This is a genomic window from Halalkaliarchaeum desulfuricum (assembly GCF_002952775.1).
Lineage (GTDB): Archaea > Halobacteriota > Halobacteria > Halobacteriales > Haloferacaceae > Halalkaliarchaeum > Halalkaliarchaeum desulfuricum.
In genome coordinates this window covers 3,072,005-3,098,956 of the sequence record NZ_CP025066.1, presented here as the reverse complement: position 1 = coordinate 3,098,956, position 26,952 = coordinate 3,072,005, and the positions used below count along the sequence as shown (strand labels likewise).

At 64.0% G+C, this 26,952-nt stretch carries 26 protein-coding genes and 1 tRNA gene; 13 read left to right on the top strand and 14 right to left on the bottom strand.

Annotated features, from left to right (window positions below):
• Positions 1–335 precede the first annotated feature (335 nt).
• Together AArcSl_RS15400 and hemA are read left to right on the top strand one after the other, a co-directional pair.
• Complete coding sequence (locus tag AArcSl_RS15400; RefSeq protein ID WP_245883287.1) at positions 336–2,018, top strand: ethylbenzene dehydrogenase-related protein; 1,683 nt, start codon at positions 336–338, stop codon at positions 2,016–2,018.
• 187 nt (positions 2,019–2,205) lie between these two features.
• A complete protein-coding gene (gene hemA, locus AArcSl_RS15395; RefSeq protein ID WP_119821177.1) occupies positions 2,206–3,567 on the top strand; it encodes a glutamyl-tRNA reductase in 1,362 nt (453 codons plus the stop codon).
• 25 nt (positions 3,568–3,592) lie between these two features.
• Here hemA and AArcSl_RS15390 read toward each other — a convergent pair whose 3' ends face one another.
• Positions 3,593–6,139 (bottom strand): efflux RND transporter permease subunit, encoded by a 2,547-nt coding sequence (locus tag AArcSl_RS15390; protein ID WP_119821175.1) that lies wholly within the window; start codon positions 6,137–6,139, stop codon positions 3,593–3,595.
• Positions 6,140–6,247: 108 nt separating this feature from the next.
• Here AArcSl_RS15390 and AArcSl_RS15385 point away from each other — a divergent pair.
• Positions 6,248–6,320: transfer RNA gene (locus tag AArcSl_RS15385), tRNA-Gln, on the top strand.
• A gap of 194 nt (positions 6,321–6,514) precedes the next feature.
• Positions 6,515–7,666: an MBL fold metallo-hydrolase gene (locus AArcSl_RS15380; RefSeq protein ID WP_119821173.1), complete on the top strand. Its 1,152-nt coding sequence runs from the start codon at positions 6,515–6,517 to the stop codon at positions 7,664–7,666.
• A gap of 59 nt (positions 7,667–7,725) precedes the next feature.
• On the opposite strand, the gene AArcSl_RS15375 is transcribed toward AArcSl_RS15380, so the two are convergent.
• The 3 genes from AArcSl_RS15375 to AArcSl_RS15365 all read right to left on the bottom strand — a co-directional run bounded on the left by AArcSl_RS15375 (position 7,726) and on the right by AArcSl_RS15365 (position 10,121).
• On the bottom strand, positions 7,726–8,544 hold the full coding sequence (locus tag AArcSl_RS15375; protein WP_119821171.1) for a ParB N-terminal domain-containing protein: 819 nt from the start codon (positions 8,542–8,544) through the stop codon (positions 7,726–7,728).
• Positions 8,541–8,921 carry a DUF7475 family protein gene (locus AArcSl_RS15370; protein ID WP_119821169.1) on the bottom strand — a complete coding sequence of 127 codons (381 nt, stop codon included), beginning with the start codon at positions 8,919–8,921 and terminating at the stop codon, positions 8,541–8,543. The genes AArcSl_RS15375 and AArcSl_RS15370 overlap by 4 nt, the downstream gene beginning before the upstream one ends.
• Before the next feature lie 63 nt (positions 8,922–8,984).
• Positions 8,985–10,121, bottom strand: a complete 1,137-nt coding sequence (locus AArcSl_RS15365; protein WP_119821167.1) for a glycosyltransferase — start codon at positions 10,119–10,121, stop codon at positions 8,985–8,987.
• A 116-nt stretch (positions 10,122–10,237) separates the two neighbouring features.
• Between AArcSl_RS15365 and AArcSl_RS15360 the strand changes: the two genes are divergently transcribed.
• Complete coding sequence (locus AArcSl_RS15360; protein WP_119821165.1) at positions 10,238–11,239, top strand: class I SAM-dependent methyltransferase; 1,002 nt, start codon at positions 10,238–10,240, stop codon at positions 11,237–11,239.
• 80 nt (positions 11,240–11,319) lie between these two features.
• Here AArcSl_RS15360 and AArcSl_RS15355 read toward each other — a convergent pair whose 3' ends face one another.
• Positions 11,320–12,309, bottom strand: a complete 990-nt coding sequence (locus tag AArcSl_RS15355; RefSeq protein ID WP_119821163.1) for a transcription initiation factor IIB — start codon at positions 12,307–12,309, stop codon at positions 11,320–11,322.
• 155 nt (positions 12,310–12,464) lie between these two features.
• Between AArcSl_RS15355 and cmk the strand changes: the two genes are divergently transcribed.
• On the top strand, positions 12,465–13,079 hold the full coding sequence (gene cmk / locus AArcSl_RS15350; protein WP_119821161.1) for a (d)CMP kinase: 615 nt from the start codon (positions 12,465–12,467) through the stop codon (positions 13,077–13,079).
• Positions 13,080–13,109: 30 nt separating this feature from the next.
• Here cmk and cgi121 read toward each other — a convergent pair whose 3' ends face one another.
• Together cgi121 and AArcSl_RS15340 are read right to left on the bottom strand one after the other, a co-directional pair.
• Positions 13,110–13,604, bottom strand: a complete 495-nt coding sequence (gene cgi121 / locus AArcSl_RS15345; RefSeq protein ID WP_119821159.1) for a KEOPS complex subunit Cgi121 — start codon at positions 13,602–13,604, stop codon at positions 13,110–13,112.
• 22 nt (positions 13,605–13,626) lie between these two features.
• Entirely contained in the window at positions 13,627–15,993 is a 2,367-nt protein-coding gene (locus AArcSl_RS15340; RefSeq protein WP_119821157.1) for an ATP-dependent DNA helicase, read from the bottom strand.
• Positions 15,994–16,153: 160 nt separating this feature from the next.
• On the opposite strand from AArcSl_RS15340, the gene npdG reads away from it, so the two are divergent.
• On the top strand, positions 16,154–16,822 hold the full coding sequence (gene npdG, locus AArcSl_RS15335) for an NADPH-dependent F420 reductase (protein ID WP_119821155.1): 669 nt from the start codon (positions 16,154–16,156) through the stop codon (positions 16,820–16,822).
• Between the two features lie 24 nt (positions 16,823–16,846).
• Here npdG and AArcSl_RS15330 read toward each other — a convergent pair whose 3' ends face one another.
• The gene (locus AArcSl_RS15330) at positions 16,847–17,428 is read right to left on the bottom strand and encodes a DUF7090 family protein (RefSeq protein WP_119821153.1); all 582 of its coding nucleotides are present in this window, start codon (positions 17,426–17,428) and stop codon (positions 16,847–16,849) included.
• A gap of 131 nt (positions 17,429–17,559) precedes the next feature.
• Between AArcSl_RS15330 and AArcSl_RS15325 the strand changes: the two genes are divergently transcribed.
• The 3 genes from AArcSl_RS15325 to AArcSl_RS15315 all read left to right on the top strand — a co-directional run bounded on the left by AArcSl_RS15325 (position 17,560) and on the right by AArcSl_RS15315 (position 19,307).
• Entirely contained in the window at positions 17,560–18,240 is a 681-nt protein-coding gene (locus tag AArcSl_RS15325) for a class I SAM-dependent methyltransferase (RefSeq protein ID WP_119821151.1), read from the top strand.
• A gap of 45 nt (positions 18,241–18,285) precedes the next feature.
• The gene (locus tag AArcSl_RS15320) at positions 18,286–18,888 is read left to right on the top strand and encodes a uracil-DNA glycosylase (protein ID WP_119821148.1); all 603 of its coding nucleotides are present in this window, start codon (positions 18,286–18,288) and stop codon (positions 18,886–18,888) included.
• Between the two features lie 83 nt (positions 18,889–18,971).
• A complete protein-coding gene (locus AArcSl_RS15315) occupies positions 18,972–19,307 on the top strand; it encodes a hypothetical protein (RefSeq protein ID WP_119821146.1) in 336 nt (111 codons plus the stop codon).
• A 55-nt stretch (positions 19,308–19,362) separates the two neighbouring features.
• On the opposite strand, the gene AArcSl_RS15310 is transcribed toward AArcSl_RS15315, so the two are convergent.
• From AArcSl_RS15310 to pheA, 3 genes are all read right to left on the bottom strand, one after another.
• Positions 19,363–19,815: an Hsp20/alpha crystallin family protein gene (locus AArcSl_RS15310; RefSeq protein ID WP_119821144.1), complete on the bottom strand. Its 453-nt coding sequence runs from the start codon at positions 19,813–19,815 to the stop codon at positions 19,363–19,365.
• 170 nt (positions 19,816–19,985) lie between these two features.
• A complete protein-coding gene (locus AArcSl_RS15305; protein ID WP_119821142.1) occupies positions 19,986–20,426 on the bottom strand; it encodes an Hsp20/alpha crystallin family protein in 441 nt (146 codons plus the stop codon).
• Between the two features lie 41 nt (positions 20,427–20,467).
• On the bottom strand, positions 20,468–21,280 hold the full coding sequence (gene pheA / locus AArcSl_RS15300) for a prephenate dehydratase (protein WP_119821140.1): 813 nt from the start codon (positions 21,278–21,280) through the stop codon (positions 20,468–20,470).
• A 176-nt stretch (positions 21,281–21,456) separates the two neighbouring features.
• Here pheA and AArcSl_RS15295 point away from each other — a divergent pair, with 176 nt between their 5' ends.
• Positions 21,457–21,828 (top strand): DUF7577 domain-containing protein, encoded by a 372-nt coding sequence (locus AArcSl_RS15295; protein WP_119821138.1) that lies wholly within the window; start codon positions 21,457–21,459, stop codon positions 21,826–21,828.
• A gap of 49 nt (positions 21,829–21,877) precedes the next feature.
• Here the strand turns inward: AArcSl_RS15295 and ubaA are convergent, their stop codons facing one another.
• A complete protein-coding gene (gene ubaA / locus AArcSl_RS15290; RefSeq protein ID WP_119821136.1) occupies positions 21,878–22,690 on the bottom strand; it encodes an SAMP-activating enzyme E1 in 813 nt (270 codons plus the stop codon).
• Between the two features lie 323 nt (positions 22,691–23,013).
• The gene (locus AArcSl_RS15285; protein WP_119821134.1) at positions 23,014–24,258 is read right to left on the bottom strand and encodes an outer membrane protein assembly factor BamB family protein; all 1,245 of its coding nucleotides are present in this window, start codon (positions 24,256–24,258) and stop codon (positions 23,014–23,016) included.
• Between the two features lie 462 nt (positions 24,259–24,720).
• On the opposite strand from AArcSl_RS15285, the gene AArcSl_RS15280 reads away from it, so the two are divergent.
• Positions 24,721–25,425 carry a CPBP family intramembrane glutamic endopeptidase gene (locus AArcSl_RS15280; protein ID WP_119821132.1) on the top strand — a complete coding sequence of 235 codons (705 nt, stop codon included), beginning with the start codon at positions 24,721–24,723 and terminating at the stop codon, positions 25,423–25,425.
• A gap of 137 nt (positions 25,426–25,562) precedes the next feature.
• Here AArcSl_RS15280 and AArcSl_RS15275 read toward each other — a convergent pair whose 3' ends face one another.
• Positions 25,563–25,994: an SHOCT domain-containing protein gene (locus tag AArcSl_RS15275; RefSeq protein ID WP_133412183.1), complete on the bottom strand. Its 432-nt coding sequence runs from the start codon at positions 25,992–25,994 to the stop codon at positions 25,563–25,565.
• Between the two features lie 288 nt (positions 25,995–26,282).
• Here AArcSl_RS15275 and AArcSl_RS15270 point away from each other — a divergent pair, with 288 nt between their 5' ends.
• Positions 26,283–26,786, top strand: a complete 504-nt coding sequence (locus AArcSl_RS15270; RefSeq protein WP_133412182.1) for a hypothetical protein — start codon at positions 26,283–26,285, stop codon at positions 26,784–26,786.
• Positions 26,787–26,952: the final 166 nt, after the last annotated feature.

Below are 26,952 nucleotides of genomic sequence, written 5' to 3'. Positions count from 1 at the left end.
TTGAACGGTTCTCGAGATCACTGTCGGCAGTCGAACCGACGTGAATTCAGGTCGTTTCGGGTTTTTTGCGACTGATCTCTCCTTTGCAGTCTCTCGCTTATACTGGGTTGACCGCGCCCATACTTCCTTGATTTCCTTCCTCCGGTGAAGTCTCCGTTTTTTGACTCGAATCTCGGTAAATCGAGGCCAGATGCTCCTAGCTCTCTCAAGTCTGGTATTGACATGCATATTCTACCTCATACATCTATAATAAAGATCATTTTAAAAGAGGGGTATTTAAAGAACACCATATTTCAGGGGCAGTCCTTCATATATGCAGTTATTGAATCAAGAATATGGTCGACAGACCAACCGACGAGAAACGAGAGGAAGCCGACGCTGAGGACGAAGAACTGCTCGAGCAGTTCGGCGGCACGCCGACGTTCCCGCGAGGGACGTCGAATACGCATCGCCGTCGCCTGCTGAAGGCGATGGGCGGAGCCGGGACCGTCGCACTGGCCGGCTGTCTGGGCACTGAAGAGGAAGAGGAGGAACCAACGCCCACGCCGACCGAGGAGCCGGACGACGAAACGCCGACACCGACCGAGGAGCCGGACGACGAAGAGGAAGAAGAGGAGTACTGGGCGGCCAATCCGATGGACGCCTATTCCGAACTGGACCACATGAAAAAGGACGTCCGGCCTGACCCGCTCGTCAAGCCGGTCGACATCCAGTTCGCCTTCAACGACGACGAGATCATCATGCGCTTCGAGTGGGACCAGCCCAACGAGGGCGGCTGGCTCCACGACATGATCGTTTACAACGGTGAGGAGTGGGTGCGCTACGCCAACTGGAACCCGTGGGACCTCGACGAGGACGAAGCGCCGCCCGGTGGGATGGACCATCACCAGGGCCTCTACGAGGACCGTCTCACCTTCATGTGGCACGACGGCACCCTCCAGGGCTTCGAGAACTTCGGTGGTTGGATGACTGTCATGGAAGGCGTCCGCCGCCTGCCCGGCGAAGCGCACGGTGACGAGGTCGACGCCCATCCCCACCACGGAACGGAGGGGCGCGACGACGGAGACATGCGGAAGTTCATTCCGCAGTCCCGGAACGGTGAATGGTGGGAACACGACTGGAGAGACCCCAAATCCCAGGACGAACTCGACGAGATGATGGAAAACGGCGAGTTCATCGACTTCCCGTTCTTCCGTGGCCACCGTTCCGTTCCGATGGGGTACGGGACGAACCACCACTTGCTCGACTACCGGAACGGGAACGTGACCGGCGACCGCACCTTCGGCTCCCAGGACTGGGACCCCGAGGACGGCCCCGAACTGATGTTCGACCCGGACGTCGTCGAGGACGGTGCGCTCGACTACTACGAGTGTGTCGTCGACAACGAACCCGGGCCGGGCATCCCGGACCAGCAGGACTTCGAGAAGTACGCCCTGATGACCGAGGGCGAAAACGAGAACGCTGTCGACTTCGACCCCGATGTTGCCGAGTGGGAGGGCGCGATGGTTCCCCGGCGTCCGCAGGGGCTTCCCTCCGAATCCGGCGCGTCGTGGGAGTGTGACGCCGTCTGGGAGGACGGCAAGTGGATGATGGAAGTACGCCGCGACCTCGATACGGGCTACGTCGACGACATGCCCGTCGAGGAGGGTGGGGTCTACACGATCGCACCCGCGATCCACCACGGGAACTCCCAGCGCTGGCACTGGGTTGCGTACCCGTACAAGCTCGGGCTCGGCGTCGAGCCGGACTACTACGGCGAGAGCGACAACCTCGGCAACAGCGAACTCGTCGCCGAGAAGGTCGAAGACGAACCCGACTGGGACGACATCGAGACGTACACGATCCCGCTCATGTACCCCGGCATGACCGACTGGACGTGGCTCACCAGCGGCGAGCACCCCCGCGTCGACGAGGTGCGCAACGCCGACATCACCATCTGGGAGTACCACGACGAGGACCCCGAGGCGTTCGCCCAGCGGATGGTCGAACTCGAGGACGCCCACGCGCCACGGAAATAACGGTCCGATAGGGCTGGCGTCCACATTTCGGTTGTCCAGTCGACTCGTTGGCTTTCTCGGTCGGTGATACCGACCGAAGAAACCAAAACGGAGAAGAATGTAGGGGGAAACGAGAAGCGATTCCGGACGGCTGCTCCCCGCCTCACCACTCGACTCCACCGATCCACCACACCGATCCACTATATCAATGTACGACGACGTCGCCGGACTCCGATTCACGCTCGAGGAAGACGGTTTCGAGCGATTCGAGATCGCCTGCAGCCACGAGGAGTCGTCGGTCCGGTCGTTCCTGCTCGGAAAGGCGGGAATCGAGGAAGCGCTCGTCTTGCGCACCTGCCAGCGATACGAGATTTATCTCCACGGGTCAGAGGCGAAGGACGTACTGAAAGGGCTCGGTCAGAAGATCGGGGTGGACGTTTCCCCCGACTCCGACCGTTTGTTCGTGGGTGACGCCGTCGTCGAGCACCTCCTACGGGTAGCCTGTGGACTCGAAAGCGGCGTCCTCGGGGAGGACGAGATCCTCGGCCAGCTGCGCGGGGCGTACAAGCGTGCGAGCGATGCCGACGCGCTCGGTGGCACGTTGGATACGATCGCCTTAAAAGCGCTGCGAGTGGGCGAACGCGCCCGGACCGAGACCCGGATCAACGAGGGCCGGGTGTCGCTGGGCAGCGTCACCCTGGATCGCGCACGCGAGAAGCTCCCGGAACTCGAAGGGGTCGACGAACTCGAAGACGCGGCGGTCCTCGTCGTGGGCGCCGGAGAGGTCGCGCAACTCGTCGTCAAGTCGCTCGCCCACCGGATCCCGGTGGACGACTCCGACGGCGACGCCAGCCTCACCGTCGCCAACCGCACGCTTTCGAACGCCGAAGAACTCGCCGAGGTGGCCGGCGGCGACGCCATCGCGCTCGAGGAGTTGAGCGACGATCACCTCTCTACGGCCGATCTCGTCGTCACCGCCACGGGCGCCGAGGACCGGGTGCTTTCGATCGCGGACCTGGTCGGCCACGAACTGGTCGTGTTCGACCTGGCGAACCCCCGGGACGTCGACCCGGCAGTCGACGACCTGGAGGACGTGGAACTCGTCACCATCGAAGAGGTGCTGTCGGTTCGCAACGATGGGCTGGAGCGCCGCGAAGCGGCGATCCCCGCGGTCGAGGGGATCATAGCCGAAGAGCGCGGGCGGCTGGCAGAGCAGCTGCGAGCCGAGGAGGTCGACGATACGCTGTCACAGATCTACTCGCGGGCCCACGAACGCCGGGAGGCGGAGTTCGAACGGGCGCTCGACCGCCTCGATGCCGAAAGCGAGGAACTCACTCCAGAACAGGAGGCGGCGATACGTGACTTCTCGGAGGCGCTCGTCAACAAACTCCTCCACCCGAAGACGACGGCGTTGCGGCAGGCGGCCGCCACCGACGACCGGGAGACGGTCGAGGCCTGGCTGACGCTGTTCGATCGGACAGTCGATGAAATCGCCGTCGACGACGTTCGTGAGAACACGGAGTCTGCCCGCGACGAGTCGACGTCGGAAGCCGACGCCGAGACGAGATAATCCGAGATCGTCAAAACGACAGTTTTCACCGATACCGCGAGTGCAACACGAGCAGGCTCGGGAGCAGGAACACCGACGCGAGGAACGCGTACCCGACCACCAGGATCATCACGAGTCCGAACCGCTGGAGCGACGGGACGAACGTGAAAAGCAACACGCCGAGCCCGGCGGCCGTGGTGACGGCGCTTGCAAACAGCGTGCCACCGGTGTCCTGGACCGCCCGCGAGAGCGCGTCGGTTGCCTCCGTCGCGTCCGGGTGAGTCAGTTTCTCCGCCTCCCGTTCCTGCTGGTAACGCGCGCTGACGTGGATCGCGTAGTCGACGCCGAGCCCGATGGCGATCCCGGTGATGATCGCGGTTTCGGCGTTGTACGGGATCTCGAGCAGATACATCGTTCCGAGAACCCACGAGAGCGCAAAGACGACCGGTATCGCCGTCGTCGCGCCGAGACTGGCGCTGTCGAACCGACGCCGGAACAGCGCCACGAGCAGCAGGAACGTCACGGCCAGCGCGATCGCGAACGACTCGACGAGCTGTCGGAGCAGCGCTCCCTGTGCGTCGGCGTTTCTCACGGGGGTCCCGGTCGCAGTCGCGGTGACTCCGGGTTCGGCGTCGGCCGCCGCGGCGACCGCGCGGAGTTCGGTGGCGACGGTGCGGACGTCGGCGCCGCTGTCGACGACGACGGTCACCCTGACGGCCTGGTACTCCCCTGCGTCGTCGCGATAGACCACGCCAGCCATCGTGTCCGGATCGAAATCGAAGGCGGCATCGAAGACGGCTGTCACCTCTCCGTCCGGTCGGCCGTCGCCGGTCCGGTCGGCCGCCGAAAGCTCGGCGTCGGTCGCGTCGTCGAACGCCGCGATCCGCTCGACCGCGTCGAAGGGGGTGTGTACCGCCGCATCCGGATCACCGCCGCGCAGGACGCCGGTCTCGAGCGCCCCCTGTTCGGCGGTGTGAATCGCCCGAACGCCGGCCTCGCTCGTCACTGCCCCGCGTATCAGTATTTCTGCTCGTTGATCGCCGCCGGCGGTGTCGAACCGGTCGTTCAAGAACGTGGCCTGGTCGCGAAGGCTGTCCGGGCCGCCGGATTCGTCACCGTCACTGAAAAGGGGGAAGAGTGACACCCAGTCAGGGGGATCCCCGGGATAAAAGTCGGTCCGATCGACCGACGTGTCGACGTGGGCGGCGCCGTATGCGCCCGCAAGCGTCACGAGCAGCGCGACCGCCACGACCGCGACCGGGGCGCGCTTCGCTCCGACGATGCCGACCGAAAGCAGGCGTTCGACGGCCGGCAGGCGTCCGATCGGTCGCGTCCGGTCCTCCCGGTCGAGCAGTTCGTCGAGTTCGAGTTTGAGCGCCGGCACCAGCCCGCCGAAGACGAGAAACGCCGAGACGATCCCGACGGCGGCGACGACGCCGAATTCCCGGACTGCCGGGAACGGGCCGAACACACCCGAGAGGAAACCGGCTGCGGTCGTGAGGGTCGTCACGCCGATCGCCACGAGAACCCCGGCGAGTCCGATGGCCATCGCCGTCTCGGGGTCCGGTGGTCCCGTCTCCGAGTCCGGTGATCCCGTCTCGAGGACCACCGATCCCGCCTCCCGTGCTTCCCGATATCGCATCACGACGTGCAATCCGTAGTCGATGGCGAGGCCGACGAGCAGCCACGGCACCGCCACGAGCAACTGCGTGAGCTGGAACCCGGTCCAGCCGACGAACCCGGCCGTCCAGGCGAGGGCCGCGCCCAGCCCGAACAGGGTGACTGCGACGTCGACGGGGTCACGGTACGCCGCCAGCAACAGCCCGACGATAACGACGAGCGCGAGGGGACCCAGCACTGCAAACGCCGATCCGGTCGCCTCGGAGGCCCGTCGCTCGACGAGCGCCTGCCCGAAAACGAACTGGTCCGTGGATTCGACGTGTTCTTCGGCGAGGTCCTCGATCGCCAACTGTGCGTCCAAAAGCGCCGCCTGATCGACGTCGGCGTCGTGAACGACGAACACGAGCCTGGCGTCAGCCTGGGTCGACCCGGCACGGTAATCCGTCGGCAACAGCGTCTTTGCGGTGGTGCCCGGGCCGAGTATGGGACGATCGCTCTCGATGGCGGTGGGGAGCTCAGCGGCGAGGTCTTCCTCGTCGAACGTCGCAAACGTTCGTTGTTTGTCTTCGATCGTCAACGTCCCGAAGGCGCCGAGCGATCGGAGATACGTCTCCACGAACGCCGATCCCGTCCCGACAGTCGGTCGATCCGCGACGAGCGTCGGGGCGACAGTCTCGTTTTCGCGGACTGCTCGCTGTAGTTCGAGGGTTTCAGCCAGTGATTCCCGGGTAAGCGTGTTCTCGCCGCGAACCGCCACCAATGTCACTGTTTTGCTATCGGTCACGAAGTTTCGGTCGACGTACTCGGCCGCCTCAGTCGCCTCCGAGTCGGCGTCGAACTCGACGATCGCGAGATCCCCCGAGAGGCCGACCGCGCCGCTTCCGACGACGACAGTCGCGAGCAACAGCACGACGATGATCGCCCGCCGGTGTCGTCGAAACAGCGACAGGTACCACGCGACCGGGTCCCGCATGAGAGTGCGTAGACTCCCAGTTCACTTACGGTTTCCTTTGACGTTCGAGGGCTGGCTATCAGTCTGGATCGCAACATCTAAACGGAACTGAGACCTACCGGCGAGTGCAGTCCCATGGGGTAGTGGCCAATCCTGCGAGCTTCTGGGGCTCGCGACCCAGGTTCGAATCCTGGTGGGACTATTCTGTCCGAACGAAGTGAGGACGAATAGTTATCGGAAGGATTCGAGCCCTACCAGTCGCGCGCAGCGACCAGCGGGAGCGAGCACGTCTGGTTCCGGTTCGATATCCTGGTGGGACTATTCTGTCCGAACGAACGTGAGCAGCGCCGCGTCGATCGTCACACAGTATATCATGCGCGAGGCCGTAGCACACCCATGGTCGACACGATCACGCCTGCGCGCCTCCGGGACTGGATCGACGAGGACCGGTCGTTCACGCTGCTGGACACCCGCCCCGAAGAGAGTTACGACGCCTGGCATATCCGAGATGCGATCCAGTACGCGTACAAGCCGGACTTCGAGTTCGATGCCGACGACTTCCGGGCACATACGGGACTCGCGCCCGACGACGAGATCGTCACCATCTGTGCGAAGGGGATCTCCTCGTTCGACATCGCAAAGCGGCTCGAGGACGCCGGCTACGGGAACGTAACCGTGGTCGAGGGTGGCATGCAGGGGTGGAGCGAAGTGTACGACGTCGTCGATATTCCGACCGACGGCGACGTCGAGATCGTCCAGTTTCAGCGCCGCGCAAAGGGCTGTCTGAGCTATCTGGTCGCCGATCCGTCAGCCGAGATCGCGGCGGTCATCGACCCGACCCGACACGTCGAGGAGTTCGCCGCGGTCGCCTCCGACCGAGGATACTCGATCGAGTTCGTGCTCGATACGCACGTCCACGCCGATCACATCTCCGGCGGACGGGAGCTTGCCGACCACGTCGGGGCGACCTACTGTCTCGGCGCCGGCGCCGTCGAGCGTGGCGTCGCCTACGACTACCGACCCCTGGAGCGGAACGAGGTGATACGTGTCGGCGAGGTCGACGTCAAGGCGGTTCCGACGCCGGGACACACCTCCGAGATCGTGAGCTACCTCGTCGACAGGGAGGCGGTGTTGACCGGCGATACACTGTTCGTCGATTCGGTGGGACGCACCGAGCTACAGTTCGGGGACGGCGACGCCGCCGGGGGTGCGGAGCTGCTGTACGATTCGCTTCACCGGACGCTGCTGGCGGAGCCGGACGCGATCGGCGTGCTTCCGGGCCATTTCGCCGTCGACGCCGACGGAACGACCGCGGTGACTCCCGGGGAACCCGTGACGGCGGCGATCGGGGAAGTCAGAACCGGTATCGACCTGCTGGGCGTCGATCGGGAGACGTTCGTGAGCCGGGTGGCGGGATCGCTTCCGGAGAAGCCACCGAACTACGGGACGATTATCGACGTCAACGCGGGCCGGGAGATCCCGGAAGACGAGCAGACGTCGACCGAACTGGAACTCGGTCCGAACAACTGCGCGGCAACTGGGGACTGACGAGGCTATCGCCGGTACGAGAGGGCAACGGGAGTCCGGCACGGCCGGCCACCGTCTGATCACGCTACGTCGATCCGTCCCGAGCCACACAGGTCTGCGAGATCCGGATGCCCTCGCAACGTCGGCTCGATCACCATCGTTCCGTCTTCCCGGATCCGGTCGCGGATCGCCTGCCACGCCGCGTGTCGGCGGGCAATCAGCACCGGCACTCGCTCGATCCCGAGTACGCGAGCGATCGCCAGCCGATGTTGTCCGTTTCGCCGCCAGCAGAGTCGGCCGTCGCGGCCGACGTCGACGGTGATCTCCCCGAGCGTCGGAACCGGCGGCGGCCCCGGTCCCGACGTACCCCTGGCCGCGAGCGTGGCCTGAGTCAGATAGCCATCGGTTCGCATCGACTCGTACAGCTCCTCGATCGCTCGACACCGACGTTCGACCGCGTCCTCGACGTGCCCCCAGGCGTCGCCGAACCGCTCGACCTGGTCGCGAACGTGCGCTGGAAGCGGCGTCTCCGCCCACTCGTATCCCTCTCGGAAGCGCAGATCGATCGCCTGCGGGACCGCCCGATCGGCGAACCGGTCGTCGATGAGATCCCAGTCTCCCCCCTCGACGCAGCCAATCCGTGGCCGTTCCGGAGTCGGCGGCAGCGCGTCGTAGATCGATCGGTCGGGATCGATCCACCGGAGCGAAAGCGGCGCCGCATCCGTCCGGCTGCCGGGACGGGAACCGGCGGATGCGACGACGGCGTACCCAACGAGTGCGGCATCCCAGACGGGCGTCCGGAGGAGACGCCCCGCGGCGGGCCACACCACCTGTCGCTTGAACGACGCCCGGGCGCGGGCGGTCCAGGTCCCGGCTCCGATCACGGTTCGATCGTTCACTGTCGAATGTCTCGCTCCCGGCGGTACAGAACGACGAGCGTGACGATCAAAAGCACCTGCACCAGTTTGTCGAACACCCCGATCCCGGGTTCGAACAGGTCCGCCACCTCGATGTCGTTTGCGACCCACCAGAGCGGGATCTGGATTCCGGTGTACGGGATACCGACCAGGTACAGCAGCCGCCGACGGACGCCCAGGACCAGCAGGACGATCGCGCCGAAAAAGCCCAGGCCAGCAGCCAGGAAGCTCCATCCCATCGGGCTGTCGATGAACTCGATTCCCAACCAGAGGTGGATGACGCCCGTGACCGCCGCACAGACGACGCCGAACCAGTGGAGCCCGGTCAGCGAATCGAGATCGAGTTCGAATTGGGCCATGGGGCATGATAGCATTCCATGATCATAAAAACAACCGTGGCCAAAAGCACCACTGACGGGAACTCACAGACGATTCAGCGAGTCTGCGACGAGGGTTCGAGTTTCGGTTCGGAACCGCTCCGGCCCGAAACGGTCCCGTGGAATCTCCGGTCGGTCACCCGATTCGATCGCCGTCGAGAGGAGTTCGACGGCCTCCCCGCGCGACTCGAAGAGCCGGTCGGACTGGCCATCGAGCACTTCCCGCTGGCCGCCGGCGTCGGGCGCGAACGCGATCATCCCCGCCGCGAGGAACTCTGCGACGCCGATTCCGAATGATTCGTCGGGACGGACGTTCAGGCCGTAGCGATGGGCCCGCAGCAGCGTTTCGAGGCGATCCCGCGGAACGTCCGTCTCGACGTGCACGTACGACCGGTTCCGTGCCGCCCGGCGAACCCGATCGACGTACTGCCGGTACGCACGCGGTGCCGTGCCCACCACGTGGAGATGGAGGTCGTGTCCCCGATCGCGAACGCGGTCGACGACGTCGACCGCCTCGAGCGTGCGTCGATCGGGCGCGATCCGTCCGACGACCACGGCCCCGAGTTCGCGCTCGTCCCACGGAATGGGATCAGGCACCTGGCGGACCGGCGGATAGACGATGGTGGCCGACCGGCCGTAGACCGCCTCGACGGCGTCGGCGGTCCACGCGGAGTTGGCCACGAGCGTCACGTCCTCGGGGATCTCCCCGGGCGTCGGCGCCCCCAGTCGGCTCCAGAGCCAGTCGAGCCGACCGGGGGTGGCGTCGAACCGGTCGGGGAGGCGGTCGAGGTGAAACTGCGGGAAATGGACGTACTGAACGGAGGGGATCGGAAGCGAGAGCTCGTTGGTCGTGCTGACCGCGAGGTCGTAGTCGTCGGCGTGCCGGCGGAAGAACTGCGAGACGAGCGCGCTCCTGGCGGCCATCTGGGGACCGATCCACGGTGTGGCAGTTCCGAAGGCGTGGGCGAGCCGGTCGGCCCACGGTGGCTCACGGACCGGAACGTCGACGTCGAGCCCGAACCGCGGTGCCAACTCTCCGGGGTCGGTTTCGGCGATCGTGAACAGATCGACGTCGTGGCTCCCCCGGTGGTCGGCGTCGAGCGCGTCACAGACCGACAGCGCGACGGCGTCGGCGCCGCCACGGAAATCCAGCGTGTTGTGGACGACCGCCACCCTGGCCATGTTCCCATCCCGGAGGGAAGCACAATCAACCTCACGGACGCTGGCCGTTCCGGATCCGATCCCTCCGACGTCCACCACCCGAACGTTGATGCCGGGCGCCGCACAGTAGGGGGACGATGGATCACGCCGACCCCAGATACCTCGAGGCGAAGCGTTCCGTCGACCGGCGGGCGCTCTCGAGGCGTGTGCGGGAGGCGATGCTGGCGGGGCTCCCGCCGGCGCCGCGGGTGCTCGAAGCCGGCTGCGGGACCGGAGTGACCGTCCCTCGACTGCTATCGTGGGGGCTGCGGGAATTCGACTATCTCGGCGTCGACCACGACCCCCACGTGGTCGCGTTCGCCAGCGACGTTCGGCCGAAGGAACTCCGCTACCGGGGGTACGACGCGGTCGACACGCGCCGTGGTGGACGGATCACTGCCTCCCGGAACGGGCGAACCGTCGATGCAACGTTCGCCTTCGAAACCGGCGACGCGCTCGAACTGCTCCCCGAACGAGCGAACGAAAAACAGATAGACGGGCGAAGGACGGGCGAACGGGGGGCGGACGGGCGAAGGACGGGCGAACGGGGGGCGGACGTGCGAAGGACGGGCGAACGGGGGGCGGACCTCGTCATCGCAGGGGCGTTCCTCGACGTGGTACCGCTTCAACCGGCGATCGAGTCGATCGAGTCGGCACTCGCACCCGGCGGCCTCGCGTACCTGCCGATCACGTTCGACGGCGGGACGCTGTTCGCCCCCGAACACCCTCTCGACGACGCCGTCGAGCGGGCATACCACGCCGCAATCGACGCGGTCGAGGGGCGAAACAGCCGTGCGGGACGGGCTACCCTCTCGCTTCTGGGTGGCCGGGACGGCACGCTCCTCGTGGCAAACGCCTCCGACTGGATCGTTCGTCCGCAGGGTGAATCTGTCGGGGAGTACCCCGAAGACGAGCGGTGGTTCCTCGATCGGATCCTCTCGTTCGTGGACGATGCGGTCGATCCGTCCTCCGCGGCGGTTCCGGGGTTGGACCGGGATGGTTTCGACGACTGGCTGGAGACGCGTCGGCGACAGCTCGCGGCAGGGGAGCTTTCCTACGTCGCCCACCAGTACGACCTGCTCTATCGGGCGCCGTCGTGAGACAGACCCGGGTGGTGTGCCGCAGTCCGGGTGGCGTGCCGTCGCGTTCAGGTATCCATCTCTTCGTTCCCGTCGTTCGTTCAGCTATCGTCGTCCGCGACGCCTTCGGTCGCGGCCGCCTCCAGCACCTCGCGGTACCGGTTCCGGATCGTCACCTCACTCACGTTCGCGACGTCGGAAACCTCGTACTGGGTCACCTCCTCGTCGGTCAGGGTGGCGGCGGCATAGAGGGCGCTTGCGGCGATCCCGACGGGATGTTTGCCGCTGTGGACGCCTCTGTCGGTCGCGGCGTCGACGAGTTCCCGCGCTCGCCGTTCCGTCTCGTCGGTGCAGTCGAGATCGGAGGCGAACCGGCCGAGATACTCCGCGGGATGAGTCGGGGGGACCTCGAGTTCGAGTTCGCGGGAGAGGTACCGGTAGGTCCGTTTCACCTCCATTCCGCCGACCCGGCTGACCGCCGTCACCTCGTCGATCGACCGGGCGACGCCGTCCAGCCGCGCGGCGGCGTACAGCGCCGCGGTGGCCATCCCCTCGATCGACCGTCCCGGCAGCAGGTCGTCGTTCAGTGCCCGGCGATAGGTCACGCACGCGGTCTCCCGCACCGGATCGGGCAGTCCGAGCGCGGAGGCCATCCGGTCGATCTCGCCGAGCGCGTGTTTGAGGTTCCGGTCGTGGGCGTCCTTTGTCCGGAACCGTTCGTCCCACAACCGAAGCCGCGCGAGCTTCCGCCGCTTTCTGGAACCGAGCGTCCGTCCGTTTGCGTCCCGGTCGTCCCAGCCGATCGTCGTCGATAGCCCTCGATCGTGGAGCAACTCCGTCGACGGTGCGCCGACACGGGACTTTTCGTCCCGCTCTGCGGCGTCGTACGCCCGCCACTCGGGACCCGAATCCAACGCCCCCTCCCGGGTGACCAGCCCGCAATCATCACAGACCGTTTCGCCGTCGTCCTCGCGGACGACGAGCGGTCCGGCACACTCGGGGCAGTTCTCCTGCTCCCGGGATCCGTTCTCTCGCTGTCGCTCTTTCGTCGACTCCGTGTCTGCCGTTCTGGCCGTGGGTGTATTCGTCATGACTGTAGATAGCACGCCCCCCAATGTAAAGTTTATTAGTTCCAAATAACAGTTAACGAAACCAAAAGTAATTGTCCTCGGTTGCGAACGAACGGTCGAAGAGACGGAGTACTGCTGCGGGGGCGTTTAACACCTCGGGGGGCGATAGCCGAGTCATGTCACCGACCGATCGGTCCGCGGAGCGGGAGCTCGACGCCAACCTCTTCATCACCGTTTCGGGGCCGCCGGGGTGTGGGGCGACCACCCTGTGTGAGGGGTTGTCGACGGCGCTGGATTGCGGGTGGGTCTCCGGTGGCGAGGTGTTCCGGGACATCGCAAAAGAGCGGGACATGAGCCTCTCGCAGCTGACCGCCAGGGCGAGCGAGTCGGACGAACTCGATCGGGCGATCGACCGTCGCCTCCGGACCATCGCCGAGAAGTGGGGATCGACCAACAAGGCGTTCGTGCTCGAGTCGCGTCTCGCCGGCTGGCTCGCTGGCAACCGCGCGGACCTGCGGATCTGGCTTGACGCCCCAGAGGAGGTTCGCCTCGAGCGCACCCGGGACCGGGAGGAACGCGGGGCGGAGATGCAGGTCAGGGAGGTCATCGAAAGCCAGCGGTACGAGTCGTACTACGGGATCGACCTCTCGGATCGGTCGATCTACGACCTGGTGATAAACACGGCCCGCTGGAGTCCTGGGGGAACCCTGGACATCGTGTTGCGGGCGATCGAGGAGTACGACTCCCACGTCGACGAGGGGGCGTTCCCGACGCCGGAACTGGAGATTTAGGACGGGAAACCCCAACACGGACGGAACGCGTCACTTTTCGACGTCGAGCAGCGCCACACGTTCGAGGACGACGTCGGCGAGTCCGCCGTCGACGGCGCGGAGTTCGGCAGCGGAGACGTCGAAGAACTCCCGGACGCGCGCCTCGTCGTACGCTCCGAGCGTGTCGGCGTCGGCAAGCAGCGACGAAAGCGCTGCCGTGGCCGCCGACTCGTCGCCGTCGTCCCCGACGACGACGGCGACTGCGGGCGTTTCTCCCTCCTCGATCCCCATCTGTAAGGCTCGATCGATCTGGCGGCGCCCGGCCGCATACAGGAGGATCTCGACGGCGGGATCGCGGGCGATCTCCTCCCCGCGATCGCGCGCGCGCTCGGCGAGTTCGACCGCGCGTTCGAGATGCGCCCGCGAGACGACGTATCGGGCATCGAACACCTGGACGACGGCGCCGGTCTCCTCCCCGATCCGGCCGACCTCCGCGAGGAACTCCTCGAGATCGTCGACGCGAGCGACTCCCTCGACGACTCTCATGGGGTCACCTCCGAACCCGGCGTCATCCGAAATCACCCAGGTTCGACTGACTCTCGTCGGTGTCGCCGCCCGATCCCCCGTCCCCGGCGCCGGGACTGCCACCGCGGCCCCCGTCGCCATCGGCGGCGACTGCGGCCGCCGCCTCGTCGTCCTCGCGGACGCCGTCCATGGAGGGATCCTCGCGGCCGACGTTCTCGAGGATCCGTTCGGCTGTTCTGGGCCGGCCCCGCAGGGCTGCCAGCACGACGCTTTTGTCGGCCTCGCGGAGCTCCGCCCGGGTCTCGATTCCAGCCTCGTACAGCCGGCGGGCGCGCTTGCGCCCGACGCCACGGACGCCAGCCAGATCGAGCAGTTCCTCCCGGACGCCGTACTCGACCCGCTTTCTGGCCTCCCGAACCGGGACGGCGTCGACCCCCACTTCGCCGGCCAGCCGCTCTGCCGCCCGCAGCAGCCACTCGGCAGTCTCGACTTTCCCCCGGATGTCGCCCGGTCCGACGCCGTACCGCTCGGTGATCCGGTCCTCGTCGATCTCGCTGGCCCAGTCTTCGAGCAGTTTTGCGGTTTTCAGCGCCGCGAGCCAGTCTTCAAATCTGACGTCCTCGAACTCGGAGGGCATCGCCCCGAGGAACTCCGCCTCACGCTCGTAAGCGAGTTCCGTGAACTGCTCGCGATCACCGGATTTCAGGTACAGTTCGTACATGTCCGGGGTCCGGCTCACCAGGTGATACAGCCCGAGTGGCGTCGGTGGGTCGTCGGTTGTCTCCTCCCAGTCGCGAAGCCCGTCGACGATCTCGGCGGCCGACATCGGATCCAGATAGAGCCGGGAGACGGTGTGGCCGAGACTCGTGGCCGTGAGCGTGTCGGTGTCTCCCTCGCCGTCGACGGCGGCCGTGTCGGGATCGTCGTCGACCGCGCCCCGATCGAGGAACCCGTTCGCCTCGAGGTAGTCGATCACGGTGTCGGTGACGCCCTCGAGCCGACCTGGATCGGCCGTCTGGGTCGCGTACAACGTCCGGTCGAGAAACGACAGCAGTTCGGTCCGGGAGGCGGCAAAGCCCGAGGCGACCGTCGCGAGGACGTGGGTGCGAAGCGCGGGTTCGGCCGCGAGCTTCGACCGGACGGGTTCGGGGTCGGCCCAGATGTACCGCTCGAACAGTTCGTCCATCGTCTCGGCGTCTTTGGCGAGCAGCACCGCCTCGCCGTACGGATCCAGTCCGGGCCGACCTGCCCGGCCACACATCTGGTGGATCTCGAGTACATCGAGCGGCTGCATCCCGCCGAACTCGCCGTCGTACCGCCGCCAGTCCCGGACGATCACCCGTCTGGCGGGAGTGTTGACGCCCGCAGCGAGCGTTGGCGTGGCGCAGATCACCTTTATCAGGCGCTCACGGAACGCCGACTCGACGGCCTGCCGGTGGTCGCCGGTGAGCCCCGCGTGGTGAAACGCCGCCCCGCGGGCGACGCAGTCGGCCAGCGATTCCGCGGTGTCGGTGTCTGACCCCTCGCGGATCTCTTCGGCAAGCTCGGCCAGCCGGTTCCGCTCGTCGACCGAAAGCCGCGGTTCCGTGACGCCTGCGAGCCGGCGGGCCGCCGACTCGGCGTTGCGCCTGGAGTTAACGAACACCAGCGACGAGCCGCCCTGGCCGTCGATTTCTTCATCGAGCGTATCGGCCACGAGCGCCTCGGTCTGGCGCTGCCCGTCGGCGACTGGCACCTCGCGCTGGCTCCCGTCGTCGAAGTTGATCGCGTTGCCGTAGTGGACGCCCATCCGGAGATCGATCGGCCGCCAGTCCGATTTGACCAGTTCCGCGTCGAGCCACTCGGCCACGACGTCGGCGTTGCCCACGGTGGCCGACAGCGCGACGGTCTGCAGGCCGGGGTTGATCCGGCGAAGCTTCGCCAGGGTCACCTCCAGGGTTGGCCCCCGGTGACGGTCGTCGACCAGGTGGATCTCGTCGGCGACCACACACGAGAGATCCGAGAGCCAGCGGGCGTCGTTGCGAACCAGCGAGTCGACCTTCTCGCTGGTGGCGACGACGATGTCCCTCGAGGCGAGCCACTCGCCGTCCGACTCGTAGTTCCCGGTGGAAACGCCAACCGAGACGCCGAACTCCTCCCAGCGTTCGAACTCCGTTTTCTTCTCGTTTGCGAGCGCCCGAAGCGGGACGATGTAGAGGGCGGTGCCGCCGCGTTCGATCGCCGACAGCATCGCGAACTCCGCGATCAGCGTCTTTCCCGAGGCGGTCGGGACCGAGGCGACGAGGCTTTCGCCGTCGAGCAGCCCCTTCTCGACGGCCTCGGCCTGTGGGGGGTACAGGTCCTCGATCCCCTCCTCGGCGAGCGCCTCGGCCACGCCGTCGGGCAACCCCTCGAGGGCGGTCGACTGCATTACCGAAAACTGGTTCCCGATGCCGTTTAAACCGTCGGAATTCTCGTGCTTCTCCTGGGTTGGGTTTTTACTCAACCCGAAGCCGCGGTCGGAACCGATCACGAGACGTTCGTCTCGCGGTCACGAAACGCTTTCACCCCTGCCGGTCGGGGATGAAGCTATGCGAATCGCAATACTCGGTGGCACGGGGGACATCGGCGAGGGACTGGCGCTCCGGTGGGGGTATCACGCGGACCACGAACTGGTGATCGGTTCGCGGGAGGCCAGCCGGGCGGGGACGAAGGCTGACGCCTATGAAACGGAACTGGACAGCCGCGGGATCGACGTCACGATCGAGGGACGGGCCAACGCCGACGCGGCGGCCGGCGCCGACGCGGTCGTGCTCGCGGTGCCGCCGTATCACGTCACCGACACCGTCGAGGCGGTGGCGTCGGAGCTCGTCGACGCCGACGTGGTGATCTCGCCGGCGGCGGGGATGAAACGCGACGAGACGGGCGTGCACGCCCATCCGCCCAGCGCCGGCAGCGTCACCGAACTGGTCGCGGGCGCCGCCCCCGCGGAGGTGCCGGTCGTCGGGGCGTTTCACAACCTCTCGGCCGGCCGGCTCGCCGATATCGACGCGGAACTGGGGATCGACACGCTGCTCGTCGGCGACGACGAGGGTGCAAAGGAGATCGTCGGCCTGCTCGCGGAGGACATCGACGGGCTGCGCGCGCTGGACGCCGGCGGGCTCGCGAACGCGGCGGAGGTGGAGTCGCTCACGCCGCTTCTGCTAACCGTCGCTCAGCACAACGACGGTCTCCACGATCTGGGCGTTCGATTCAGATGAAAGGGAATCCGTTCGGCTCCGATCTCACTGGATCTCGACGTCGACGCTCCCGTCGGGCGCGAGGTCGACGACGCCGTCGAACAGTTCCCGGAACCGATCGAGCGTCTCCTCGTCGTGGACCTCCTTCGAGAGGTGGAACAGGCCGACTGCGTCGTGTTCCTCGAGGAGTTCGAGGATCTCTGCGGTCGCCTCGAGGACGCCGTCGACGTCGGCGTAGTAGGCCATCTCGGTGAGCGAGTCGACCGAAACCCGCCGTTTCCCCGCCGTCGACTCGAGGAACGTCTCGACCTTGGCGACGATCCCCGCGAGGTCGTCCGGCGAGCCTACGTAGTGGACGTCGTCGCTCTTGCGCCGGGAGTAGCCCCGCTCCACGGAGAGTGTGTCGAGGATCTCCGCTTTGGTTTCGTCGACCTCGTAGTGTTCGAGTTTCTGCTCGACTTCGCGGGCGGTGGTTCGGGTCGAGACCACCAGGAATCGGTCGGTGTCGACCTTCAGAAAGCCGGTGTCGACGCGGTCGGTCTCGCCGATGCTCGGATGCAACAACAGCAGTCCGGTTCCCCCCGGGATCGTTTCCGGGCCGTCCTCGAGTTCGAGGGCGTAATCCATACCACGTGGCTCGCTCCCCAGTAACTTAAGCGTGGAGATCCGCGCAGAAACGGGATGGAATGGTCCGATCCCGACGAGGTTGGGGCACCGTAGTCCGAACCCGTTTTGGTTCGCCCGTCCGTCCGACACCCATGAGCGTTCACGAGGAGTTCGACGCCTGGGCGGAGGCCGGCAAGGACCGCGGGATGGAACAGCGCCACTGGCACACGGCCAAACACGCCCTCGCACGGATGCCCGTCGAGACCGGCGAGACGGTACTGGACCTGGGATGTGGCAGCGGCTACTCGCTGCGGGCGCTGCGGGAGACCGCCGGCGTCGGGCGGGCGTACGGCCTGGACGGCTCCCCCGAGATGGCACGCAACGCCCGATCGTACACCGACGACTCGTCGGTCGGCTACCTCGTCGGCGACTTCGGCGATCTCCCGTTTCCCGACGACAGCCTCGATCACGTCTTCTCGATGGAGGCTTTTTATTATGCGGCGAACCCCGACGAGACGCTCCGGGAGATCGAACGGGTGCTCCGCCCCGGCGGGACGTTCTACTGTGCGGTAAACTACTACGAGGAAAGCGAGACGACCCACGAGTGGGAGGAGAACCTCGACATCGAAATGACCCGATGGAACCGCGAGGAGTACCGGCAGGCGTTCCGCGAGGCGGGGCTGTACGTCGCCCAGCAGGACACGATTTCGGATCGGGACGTCGATATCCCGCCGGCCGAGGAGTTCCCGACAGACGACTGGGAGACACGCGAGGCGATGGTCGACCGCTACCGGACCTGGGGAACGCTCCTGACGGTGGGCGTCGCGCCGTGACTCGCCAGCTTTAACCCGAATTGCAGCCACCGAATCACCAGACAGATGGCCGACTTCGACGGACTGTGTGCGACAGACTGCAGCCGGTGTCCGGCGCTGGTGGAGTCCCGCAGCCGGATCGTCAACGGCGTGGGACCTGCCGACGCCGCGCTCCTATTTGTCGGCGAGGGCCCCGGCAAGAGGGAAGACGAGCAGGGAGAGCCGTTCGTGGGGCGCTCGGGGGACGTGCTCGAGGAGGCGCTGTCTGCGGCGGGGGTAACGCGTCGGGACGTCCGGATCACCAACTGCGTCCGGTGTCGCCCGCCGGACAACCGGGACCCGACGGCCGAGGAACTTGACAACTGCCGAGAGTTCCTGGAGGGGGAAATCGAGACGCTGGATCCGGAGCTGATCGTCACGCTCGGAAAGGTGCCCAGCCAACACCTCCTGGACCGATCGGTGGCGATCACCTCCGAGGCCGGCGACGTGGTCGACGTGCGTATCGGCGATCGGTCGCGGCGGGTGTTGCTGTCGGTGCATCCGGCGGCGACGCTGTACGATCGGGGACAGCGGGACGGGTTCTTCGAGGCGATCGAGCGGGCGGCGTCTATCGCCGGCGTGGGATCGACCGACGGCGAGGGACAGTCGCAGCTCGACCGGTTCGGATAGCTGTTCGATCTCCCCAGTCAGTTCCGATCATTCGTGACGCCAGTCACGCGGTTTTTTACCCACACGTTTCGCACTCCCGCCCGATGGATCTCGTCGACTGGTTCGTCCTCGTCGGACTCATGGCGGTGACGGTGATCGTCGTCGGCGACTATCTCCCGCCGAGCATCGCCGTCGGCATCGTCACCGCGATCGTCACCCTGGCCGGCTACCTGCGCTATCAGGACGGTCGACGCGCCGAGGGCGTCGCCTGGTTTGCGTATCTCGTTCCGATCTTTCTGTTCCCGCTCACGGTCGCCGACGTCGAGGGCGCCGAAACCGCGGTGATCGCGACGACGCTGGTCGTGACGGTCGGCCTGGCGGCCGCGAAGTTCGGCTACGTCTCGGACGAACGCGGAGACGGTGACGAAGCGGACGATTGAAGTGAATCCTTAAAATATGGGTGGGCGAAAAAACCGGGGTGGCGCTCGCCGCTCGCTATTCGACGTCGATCCGGTGGCCGTCGTCGCGGTCGACTGAAAGCGGGAGGGTCACCGTCAACACACCGTTGCGGTAGTGGGCGCTCGCCACGTCCTCGCGGACCGATCGGGGAAGGCTGATCCGGCGAGAGACGGATTCGTGGCGGCGTTCGCGGTGGAGGTACGTCTGGCGGCTGCCGCTGTCGCGGCCCATCGGTTCGGTGTCGTCTCCGGAGCGGTGTCCCTCGTTGCCGGAGCCGTGTTCGGATTCGCGTTCGCGCTCGGCATGGATCCGCAGGCTTCCCTCGTCGATCGTCACGTCGATCTCTTCGCGCTCGAACCCCGGAAGGTCGGCCATCACGACGATCTCGTCGTCGTACTCGGCGACGTCGACGTCCATGCGGTTGTCGTCTGTCCGGCTCCATGTCTCGCCCAGTGGCCCCCATCTGCGGGCGGCCGGGCTCTCGCTCATCCGTTCGAACAGTCGGTCAATGTCCTCAAATGGTGTGTATCTCATCAATAATCTCCGACCTGTACTAGGTCGTCTCAGGGCTTAAACACCGCAGAATACGGGATAGCTCGCCGCACGGAGGATGTCGAGAAAGCGAGATCCGGAAATCTATTGGGTTCGTTCGGTTCCGCTCAGCTCACGTCGATCGTGTGCCCGCCCTCGTCGGCAGTCAGCTTCGGGAGCGTGATCGTCAACACGCCGTTTGCATACCTCGCTTTGGCGTCGGCCCTGTCGACCTCGACTGGCAGACGGATCCGGCGGGAGACCGCCGTCCGGCTGCGCTCGCGTCGGTGGTATCGTGGTCCGTCGTCGCCCTCATCCTCGCGTTCGGTCTCCTCTTCACGGTCGGCTTCGATCGTGAGTGTCCGCTCCTGTACCGTCACCTCGATGTCGTCTTTCTCGTATCCGGGAAGGTCGGCAGTGACGACCAGTTCCTCGTCGTGTTCCGCGAGGTCGACCTTGACACCGCGGCCGGGAAGGCCCGTATCCAACTGTCCGCCGAGCTGGTCGAGCTCTCTGTTCAGTCGCTCGAACAGTTCGTCGATCTCGCCGAACGGATCTCTGTCTGTCATACAGTTGAACCTCCGTCGAGAAATCTCTTGAAGCTTTGTGCTCAGTACAGCACGTGCATCGTGTCGTAGCTGCCGAGCACGCGGACCCAGCCGTTCTCGGCGATCTCTTCGATCTCCTCGATCGCTTCCCTGGTCCGCTCCTCGTAGAGCCCGGCCTCGGCGTCGAAGTGGAACAGGTAGTCGCCGAGCCGTCGACCGCTGGGTCGTGATTCCGCACGCGAGAGGTTGATGTCCCGCTCGGCGAACGCCTCCAGCAGCTCCAGCAGGAGGCCGGGGTAGTTCGCGTTCGGGTAGACGACCAGCGTCGTCTTGCCGCCGGCCTCCGAACGCTCGGCGACGGGCGCGACCACCAGAAAACGGGTCGCGTTCGAAGAGCGGTCCTGGATGTCCTCCGCGAGCACCTGCAGTTCGACCCCGTTGGTCGCGTTGTCGGGATGGCCGATCGCGGCCACCGTCGGGTCCTCCCGGGCGCGTTCGACCCCCCGGGCGGTGGAGGCAACCGCCTCCTGGCCGACGTCGGGATACTCGGATTCGAGGAACGACCGGCACTGTGCGAGCGCCTGCGAGTGGCTGGCGACGACGTCGAACTCCGCCCCTTGCGCCAGCAGCGCGTGCCGGATCGGCGTGACGATCTCGCGGGTGACGGCGACCTCGCGGTCCGCGAGCGCGTCGAGGCTCTCGGTGACCGATCCCTCGATGCTGTTCTCGATCGGTACGACTCCCCGTTCGAACTTCCCGTCGGCGACCGCCTCGACGATGGCGGTGACCGACTCGCGGAACGCGACCTCCTCGGCGACGGCGCGGGCCGCCCGGTGGGAGTAGGTTCCGGCGGGCCCGAGTGTGACAGCTCTCATCGCTTGTCGGTTACACCGTCGGGCCGGATAAACGCGTGGGTCGCGCTACGGAATCTGGGGGCGCTGTGCGGGATCTGGAGGCTCTGTCCGGGATCTGGAGGCTCTGTGCCGTTGGCCGAACTTCTCGGAACGCTGACATAGCGCTGAAGTACGTGAGCCACGTACATTTATATGTGATGCCCGACGCGAACCAGCTGCTCCTGCTGGCCGTCGCGGTTGGGCTGCTCCACGTGATCGTGTTTGCGCTGGTGATGCGATGGTCGGACGCCGCGGGCAGTCCTCCCGCGGGCGAGAGCGGTTTCTCGTCGCTCGCGGGCCGCGAGGGCGACGCCGGGGCCGAACGATCGGATAACGACTCGCGGTCGGTGACCGGCGAGCCGGTCGGGCCGTCACTCGACACCGACGAAGCCACCGTCCGCTGTCCCGCCTGCGGCGCGGAAAACGAGGCGGCGTACCAGTACTGCCGGCTGTGCGTCTCTCAGCTTCACGGGGGAGCCGGGGGCGCCGCGGACGGCAGTTCCCCTACGAGCGATCGGATGGGACGATAGGGGACCGAGAGGGCGTTCGGGACTGTTCTGCCGGAACGAATCGGAGCCGTCAGTCCGCTTCGATCGCACAGCCACTGGAGTAGTCGATCCCGTCGATGTCGTCGATCGTCTCCTCGCCGCAGACGGGACAGCCCGGGTTCGGGGCGTACGAGACGGTCTCGAAGCTCATCTCCATGGCGTCATAAAACAGCAGCCGGCCGACCAGCGGGTCCCCTTCCTCGACGAGCAGCTTCATCGCCTCAGTTGCCTGGATGCAGCCCACCGTCCCCGGCAGGGCTCCGAGCACGCCCGTCGTCGCACAGTCGGGAACCGTCCCGGGATCGGGCGCCTCCGGGAACAGACATCGGTAGCAGGGACCGTCGGGAACGAGTGTCGTCGCCTGCCCCTCGAACTTGTAGATCGCGCCGTGGGCGACCGGAAGGCCTTCGAGTCGGGCCACGTCGTTGACGATGTACCTGGTCCGAAAGTTGTCCGAGGCGTCGACCACGACGTCGTAACCGGATAGCAGGTCGGCGGCGTTGTCGGTGTCGAGTCGGGTTTCGTGGGTTTCGACGGTCACGTCTGGGTTGAGCGCCTCGACGTACCGGCGGGCCGACTCGGTTTTCGGGTCGCCGACGGCGTCGTCGGCGTGGATGATCTGGCGCTGGAGGTTCGACCGTTCGACGACGTCGTCGTCGACGATGCCGATGGTGCCGACGCCCGCGGCCGCGAGGTACTGGATCGCCGGCGAACCGAGTCCGCCCGCGCCGACGACGAGCACCCGGCCCTCGAGGAGCGCCCCCTGTCCCTCGGGGCCGATCTCGTCCATGATGATGTGCCGGGAGTAGCGGTCGAGTTGTGTCGAATCGAGGGAGAGGCTCATACCGATGATTTCGCCGCCGACGTTCTTAAGTGGATTCGTCCGGCGTTCGTGGCGATCGGTGCGGATTCCTGGAATAGTGGGTTCTGTTGCCAACTACTGCGAGGGACAATGGAAGGCGGCTATAGTTTTACAGCAGATATATCCAGAAGTGGTCAGAAACAGTGTGAAAGGATGGAACGCGCGAGATTTGCACTGGATTTGTTTCGATTTAAATTCATATCTCGTCTGGAATGATGTGTATAGACCATGTAGTTATCACTGAATCACCGATGATATGATGCCTTCACTGCTAAGCAGACGACCTGTGTTGTATGTCAGGTCAATTATTCACGCAATGCGATCACACTGGTACCATCACCGACATAGAGCGTCTCGCCTGCTGCAGCCATCTTAATAATGTCCCCGTGCTCGCGGCGCTCACCATCCCAAGACCAGCTCCAGCGGCGCTCGCCACTCTCATTATCTAACGCGAGAGCTGTCATCGACTGCTCGATCTCGCCGGTGCAAGTATACACGGTTTCGTCCGCGACGATGGGGTTTGTGATACCACTCGGCAACTCGTAGTCCCAGCGCAGATCGCCATCGGGGGTCAACGCGAGGATCGCTGCATCGATGAGTCCATCCTCGTAGTGTCTGGTTGTCGCCCCCGTCACGATACCGGCATCGTCGGATGCGAGGTGGACCCCATAGTACGGAACCGTGAACGTACCCGACTCGACTCCATTACGATCGTAGTGGGTGATGGTAAGCTCCGGATCCTCTGTCCCAGCGCCCCAGGTATTCGCAGACCGTTTGGCATGGTAGATATATCGGTCCCGCAACATGATGTCTCCACTCCGAGAGATTTGCGCCTGCCACCCCTCTTTGAGGGTTCGACCGGTGGCTTCATACTCGGTGAGTAACCCGCCGCGGGCAGCGTACAGTGTTTCGTCGTCCGAAACAACGATATCCAGGCGTGAATCGCGTTTGCGGACCACCTCGCCTGTATCGGCGTGGAGCGTCCAGTACGTCCCAATCCCACCGACATACACGTATCCGGCTTGCTCGTGGACCAATCGAAGCGACCCGGAACCGTCGAGGTCAGTATGCCAAATCTCTTCGCCATCGAGCGATCTGGCCCACAGTTCACCGCTTTTGTTGTCCTGGGACGGCCGTAGTTCGTAGAGTCGGCCGTCGACATACCGGAGTCCACGGGTATCGTGTACCTCGTTGCGCCAACGGACAGTTCCATCCTCTGCATCGAGGGCAACCACCTCGGTGTCAGTGCTGGCGAAGACGGTTCCATCCGCGACTACCAGCGACCGTGTCCAGTCGTCGAGGTTGTAGCTCCATTTGCGTTCCGGTACTTGTTGGGGTGGACTCGCATATGGGTTGTGACGGCTATTTGTCCCGTCATATCCCCGTCCTGCCCATGTTCCGGGTTCCGGACTCCAGTCCGGATCGACGACTCTCTCTGGCGGTTCGCGGAGTAGATCACCAACACGCTCCCGTGCCGTGGTGCATCCAGCGAGGCCAATTGAGATAGCGGCTGCACTCGACAAAACCGCACGACGTCGCATGGAGGGCATGCGCGGATGTTCGTATCCTTCACTAATATCGATTTTCCAGGTACAAATCGATATTTTACTCTATTGGAATAGAGATTGGTTTGGGACTGAACGATTCAGCAGTCTCCTTTTGCACACAACTCCGTGCTAGACTTGCGCCTTGTATCTGGCAGCGTTTTTCTGACTGAGGTCTGATAAGATTCGCCTGAAACTGGCTCGTGCACCAGCCAAAACAAAACGAAGGGCAACTCGCGGGTTTGGATATCCTGCGATGATGTGTTCGCCCCTTGCACCCATCAGCGGTAGGATGTCAGCCAAAATTCTCAATTCAGACCGACTGAGATATACAGAGCATGAACGCGGCACGTCGGTCGAATTAATCCCGTCTCTAAAGTACTAAAAAATGTACCATTCAGTGCTTAGAGTTAAAATGCTATTTAACCCATCGTGATTCAGATATTGTTCGACATGTGATTTATTATCATGCAAGTTCCGAGTGATTCGAAGAACTTGATAAACCAGACCCGAACCAGTACGCTCATCGGAATACTCCTCGCCTTGTTTGGCTTCCTGTTGACCCACGTCTGGGAACTCGTGACAGGCCTCACAGTCGGTTCAGTTGGTGTTGCAGTCCTCAAATGGATGCTCGTCGCGGGGATCGTTCTGATCGTACTCGTGTTCGAACAGGAATCGTTGGCCTCAATTGGGGTCACCAGACCAGATCGTTGGGACGTTGTGACTGGGATCATGATCTTTGTCTTGGGAGTGCTTTCGATCGGGATCCTCACTCCGATAGTCGATTCGCTCGGGTTCAGCACAGCACCGTTTGGCGGTGACCAGACCGGTGGAGTGGATCGGACAGCAACCGCGCTTCTCGTCGGGCTCTTAATCGGGGTGACAGCGGGGATAACCGAAGAAATCCTGTATCGAGGCTACGCACTCGAACGGCTGGAAACACTGACTGGATCAACCTGGATCGCCGCAACCGTCACTGCATTTTTGTTCGTCGTGGTTCACTTTGGAGGGCATTCGTTCGGGGCACTTCTCATCATTACACCTCTTACGGTGTTTTTGACGATTGGATACGTCTGGCGACGCAACATTTTCGTCCCGATGATCGGTCACGTGATACTCAACGGTCTCTGGCAGTCCGTTACTCTCCTCATGCTGGTCTTCGGGTCACTTTGACGGAGCTTTACGGAACACCCGTAATTACTCATTCCTCGCATGATACGCGCGTTCTATTCAGCACTCACTGGATCGTTTCATATGAAAATTGGCAGGTAGTCTGATGAGGCTGGAGGAGTGATTGATCGATGCTGGCCTCACACGTGGTCGAATTCCTCAACTTCTTCATTGACAGTTGGGTTCGTCGGACGCTCGCTGTCGGGGCGTCTCTCACCGAGATCTCCCAGTGACAGATCGGTATCAAGCAAGACTTCCAATCGGCGTTCGAATTCTTCTTCCGAGATGTTTCCCTGTGCGAACTCGCGTTTGAGAAGTGCTACGGGATCATCTCCGTTAGACTGAGCGTCCGAACGATCAGTTCCGTACTCGTGGGGCGAATCGATCTGACCGATGAGCGAGAGGTATATCGGCCAGAGAACGAACAGGGTCAACAGGAGGGCCGAGACGCTGATCATCCCGGGGACCACTGAAAGGACAAGCCAAAACAACCCCGGCCCGTCGAAGGCAAAGACGGCAAAAATAAAGAACGCAAACAGGCTCAGTCCCCCGGACGTTACCGCCAGTACCAATCGTCCGACGGTACCGTCAGGGGTGTATTTTTCGACTGTGTCGCGTAGCTGCGGGGAGGGACCAGAGCGGCGACCGTACATAAGAGAACGGTGACTCCTGTTGGATTATCAAATTGTCGGCCATTGAATCCATGTGAAATCACCATTTACAATGCGAAAACCGTGGTTGGTACAACAGTTATAGAAGTCTCGAATGACGACTCACCGCACTAGCTGCTTCGCCTACACAAATCACGCACTGAATTTCAGTTCAGGAACATGATTGGGAACGATTGATGTCTAAAAAGCATGGATGCAGCACCATACCGAATCGGTCAAATCAGGGTTATAGTCTTCTCCTCCATTTTTAGTGAAGGAAGAGAATCTTGTGACATGAACCGTCGCCAGGCTCTGGCACTCACTGGCGCTAGTCTGGTCACACCAGTAGCGGGGTGCATTGGATTGTTTGAAAATAATTTCAAAGCACCCCTCGAACTCACCGTTTTTAACCACTCGAACAGACAAAGCCACCTCCAGTTGTATATCCTTGATGATGATGAGGAGGTGTTACTCGCCAAATCGGTCGAGATAGACGATCATAGCAGTGGAATCTACGAAGTGGTAGAAGAAGCCTCGGAGGGTGACGAGTTCACGGTGATCGTCCACGAGACGGAGCTCAATAAGAGCGATGCGGATAATTTCGAGCTTGTTTGTCCCGATAGAAATAATCGAGACGATCACAGGTACGTTCTCACGGTCGAGGTTAAATCCGACCATACCCTGTATATCGCCAGTAGAGCAAGTTGTAGCTAGTGGGGCCGGAAACCTGACGAGCCTTGTCGATGGTGATCTATCTGGATACAAATGATTTCTAATTATTGGAAAAGAGGCTCTATACAGCACGATGAATACGTTTGACTCTTTCCGACTTCGGTAATTCGACTATCCAGTAACCGACACTTTCAACGCTATTGTGTAC